Consider the following 3,994-nt stretch of genomic DNA (forward strand, 5'->3'; position numbering starts at 1 on the left):
CGGGTCCAGCCCAGGGCCGAAGCCGGGTGCGGCGGGGGCGCCTTGGCCGCCGGCGCCGGTGGGCCCGTCGGCCGCGGGGCCCCGGCGGACCAGCTCGCCCAGGGTGCGGCGCACGCCCGTGTCGTACGCGGAGAAGGTGCGCCGCAGCAGCGGCAGGACGTCGGTGAACGCCTCGGCGGGAACGGAGATCAGCCAGCGGTCGACCAGGCCGAGCAGCCGCTCGTCGTGGACGAGCAACATGCCGCCGCCCGCACCGCCGCCGATGAACCCCTCGATCCAGGAGGCCGCTTCGGGCGGCTGGGTGCCGGGCGAGAGCGCGAGCCCCATCAGCCGGGCCGCCTCGTCCTCGGCGAGCCGGCCGTCGTCCAGCAGCAGCCGCGCGGCACGGCCCCGGATCAGCCCGGGGGTGGCGGGGGTGCCGTCCCGCCCGGCGAGGTTGCGCAACATGGCCGCCCAGCGGGCCCGCAGGCCCTCGGCGGCGCGGGGCTCGGCTGCCCGCGTCTCCGTTGTCGACATGTCTGCTGTCGACATGTCGGTCCGCGTGTGTGGCTGCGTACCGGCATCCGTTCCGGCCGTCTCTGTTTCCGACAGCAGGGCGATCGCCCGGTGCACGGCCTCCATATGGCGGCGCATCTCGGCGGCGGCGTCGGCGTCGAGACCGACGCAGGCGGGCGGCAGCCCGACCAGTATCCGCTCGGCCAGACCCACAGCGACCTCGCCGAGTGCGGCGGTGTCGGTGCCCCGTACGTCCCCGTAACGCACCGAGCGCACCAGGGCGGGCAGGGCCTGGGCGAGATGGCCGACGTCCGCGTCGAGCGCGGCCCGGTCGGCGAGCGAGCGCATCACGACGGGGACGGCCCCGGAGAGCCCCGCGAGCAGACAGCGCTCGGCCAGCTCGGTCACCTCGGCGAGCCCCTTGGCGCTCCGGGCCTCGGTCTCCGCCTTGGCCGTGGCCGCCGACAGCACCGTGGTGCCCCACACCCCCGCCTCGGCGACCCGCACCGCCAGCTCCGGCTCCCACCGCAGCCGCCAGGTCTCCCTGAAGGTGCCGGTGCTGCCGCGCGAGACGGCCGGGGCGCCCCAGTCGACCCCGAGCAGCCGCAGCCGGTGCAGCAGACGGCTGCGCCCGGCGTCGGTCTCCTTGCGCAGGTCCAGCTCCAACTCGCGCTCCAGCGCCTCGGGCTTGAGCCGCAGCGAGCGCTGGGTGCGCGTCAGATCGCGCTGGAGCGGCACCGCCGGAGCCGACTCGGGGACTTCGCCCAGGATGTCGCCGACCACGAGCCGGTCCCGTACGAGCGCGATCGGCACATCGGAGCCGTCGCACATCACCGCCCTTACGGCGTCGAGGGTCTCGGCGAGCCCGGCGAGCGGACGTCCGCGCATGGCGGCCAGGGTTTCGGCGAGCCTTACGGCCTCGATGACATGGGCCGAGGACACCGCGAAGTCCTCGTCCCGCAGCAGCCCGGCGACCTTGGTGAGCCAGCGCTCAACGGGCCGGTCCGGGGCGTGGAAAAGATGGTCGTACCAGCCGGGCGAGGTGATGCCCGCCCCGTATCCGCTGTGCCGGGCCAGCCGCCGGTGGGTCCACGGCACCCAGCTGATCTCGGTCTTGACCTTGGGCAGCCCCTTGAGGAGCTTCCGGTCGGCGGTCGCGGTGGTCCGCTCCCCCAGCGCCGGTACGTGCCACGCCCCGCAGACGACCGCGACCTCGTCCCCGAACTCCCGCCGCGCCTCGCGCAGCCGCAGCCGCATATGGGCCTCGCGTACCGCGTCGTCCTCGTGGCCGCCGTGCCCGTACGCGGCGCGCAGCGCCTCCATGGCCTCCGCCACGGCCGTGAACGCCTCAGCGCCGCCGGTCCCGCGGTGCTCGATGACGTCCTCCCACCAGCGCTCCGGGTCGTCGTATCCGGCCGCCTCGGAGAGGACGGCCAGCGGATCGACACGCATCCGCTCGGCGGAGGCGGCGGCCGGGGCGGCCTGGTCGCCTGGAGCGGCCTGTTCGCCTGGAGCGGCCCGGTCACCGGGGGCGGCCCGGTCACCGGGGTCCGCCGGATCGAGCGGGCCGGGCTCAACCGCCGGGACGGGCCGACCGGCCGGATCAGACGGACCAGCCGGGGCGGGCTCGGCCGCCGGGGGCTTCTTCGCCGCCATGGCCAGCGAGTTGGCCGCCGGGAGATCGATGAACCGCACCGGAACCTCATGGGCCAGCGCCCACTGGATGGCCGCCCACTCCGGGGAGAACCCGGCCAGCGGCCAGAACCCGGCGCGCCCCGGGTCGTCCGCGGCATGGGCGAGCAGCGCCACCGGCGGACGCATGTCCTTCTCGGCGGCGAGCCCCACGATCGCGTCCGCCTCCGGCGGCCCCTCGATCAGCACCACGCGCGGTGGGCACGCGTCCAGCGCGGCCCGCACCGCCCGCGCCGACCCGGGCCCGTGGTGTCGCACGCCCAGCAGCAGCGGGCCCGTGGCCCGCGCCCGTGGGGCGCCCGTCATGCGGTCACCTCTCGGCACGCGCGGTAGAAGTCCTTCCAGCCCTCGCGCTCGCGGACCACCGTCTCCAGGTACTCCTGCCAGATGACACGGTCGGCCGCCGGGTCGCGGACGACCGCGCCCAGGATGCCCGCGGCCACATCGCCCGACCTGAGCACGCCGTCGCCGAAGTGGGCGGCGAGGGCGAGGCCGCCGGTGACCACGGAGATGGCCTCGGCCGTGGACAGCGTGCCCGAGGGCGACTTCAGCTTCGTACGGCCGTCGCCGGTCACTCCGTCGCGCAGCTCGCGGAAGACCGTGACCACCCGGCGGATCTCCTCGACGCCCTCCGGGAGCTCCGGGAGCTCCAGCGAGCGGCCGATCTGGGCGACGCGGCGGGAGACGATGTCGACCTCGTCCTCCGGGGTCGCGGGCAGCGGCAGCACGACCGTGTTGAAGCGGCGGCGCAGGGCGCTGGAGAGTTCGTTGACGCCGCGGTCGCGGTCGTTGGCGGTCGCGATCAGATTGAAGCCGCGGACCGCCTGGACCTCCTCCCCCAGCTCCGGGATCGGCAGCGTCTTCTCGGAGAGGATGGTGATCAGCGTGTCCTGCACATCGGCCGGGACGCGCGTCAGCTCCTCCACGCGCGCGGTCATGCCGTCCGCCATCGCGCGCATCACCGGGCTCGGCACGAGCGCGTCCCGGCTCGGGCCGTGGGCGAGGAGCTGGGCGTAGTTCCACCCGTACCGGATGGCCTCCTCGGGCGTCCCGGCGGTGCCCTGGACCAGCAGAGTCGAGTCCCCGCTGACCGCCGCCGCCAGATGCTCCGAGACCCATGTCTTGGCGGTGCCGGGAACGCCCAGCAACAGCAGGGCGCGGTCGGTCGCGAGGGTGGTGACGGCGACCTCGACGATGCGGCGCGGGCCCACGTACTTGGGTGTGATCACGGTGCCGTCGGGCAGCGTGCCGCCGAGCAGATAGGTGGCCACCGCCCACGGCGACAGCCGCCAGCGCGCGGGGCGCGGGCGGTCATCGGCGGCGGCCAGCGCGCTCAGCTCGGCGGCGAAGGCGTCCTCCGCGTGTGGACGCAGCGCTTCCGCGGCTCCGGCGGCCTCTGCCGCCCCGCTCGTATCGGTGGATTCGGTTCCGGGCACAGTGACGGTCACAGCTCCCCCACGACTCGTTTCCTCGTTCCGTTTCCGGACGCGTGAACCACACTGCACCACCCCACTGACAACCGGCCCTCCGTCAGGGAATACGCAGGTCAGACGGGGCTGTCAGTGGGTGCCCGTACCGTCGCAGACATGAATCCGCAGGGGGAACGCTGGACGGCGGAGCAGGTGCTGGCCCTGGCTCCTGACGCCGCGTCGCGCACGGCGGGCGGCAAGCTCGCCGCGGCCGGCAAGTGGTCGGGCGCGGGCGCGCACGGGCGGGCGGTGTGGGGGCTGTGCTCGGGCAGCGGCAGCAAGCCGTACCAGACGGTGGTCGATCTGAACGGGCCCGGTTATCGGTGCAGTTGCCCGAG

2 protein-coding genes and 1 pseudogene are annotated in these 3,994 nt (G+C 74.9%); 1 reads left to right on the forward strand and 2 read right to left on the reverse strand.

Annotation, left to right across the window (positions count from 1 at the left end):
• Positions 1-2,493: DUF5682 family protein (locus GWI24_RS41595; RefSeq protein WP_210951206.1), on the reverse strand; the 2,493-nt coding region annotated here is incomplete at its 3' end.
• Positions 2,490-3,635 (reverse strand): AAA family ATPase, encoded by a 1,146-nt coding sequence (locus GWI24_RS41600; protein WP_210951207.1) that lies wholly within the window; start codon positions 3,633-3,635, stop codon positions 2,490-2,492. The genes GWI24_RS41595 and GWI24_RS41600, both read right to left, overlap by 4 nt.
• A gap of 138 nt (positions 3,636-3,773) precedes the next feature.
• Here GWI24_RS41600 and GWI24_RS41605 point away from each other — a divergent pair.
• A pseudogene (locus GWI24_RS41605) lies at positions 3,774-3,994 on the forward strand (SWIM zinc finger family protein); the annotation flags it as partial.

The organism is Streptomyces sp. MK37H, from assembly GCF_018035285.1.
Lineage (GTDB): Bacteria > Actinomycetota > Actinomycetes > Streptomycetales > Streptomycetaceae > Streptomyces > Streptomyces endocoffeicus.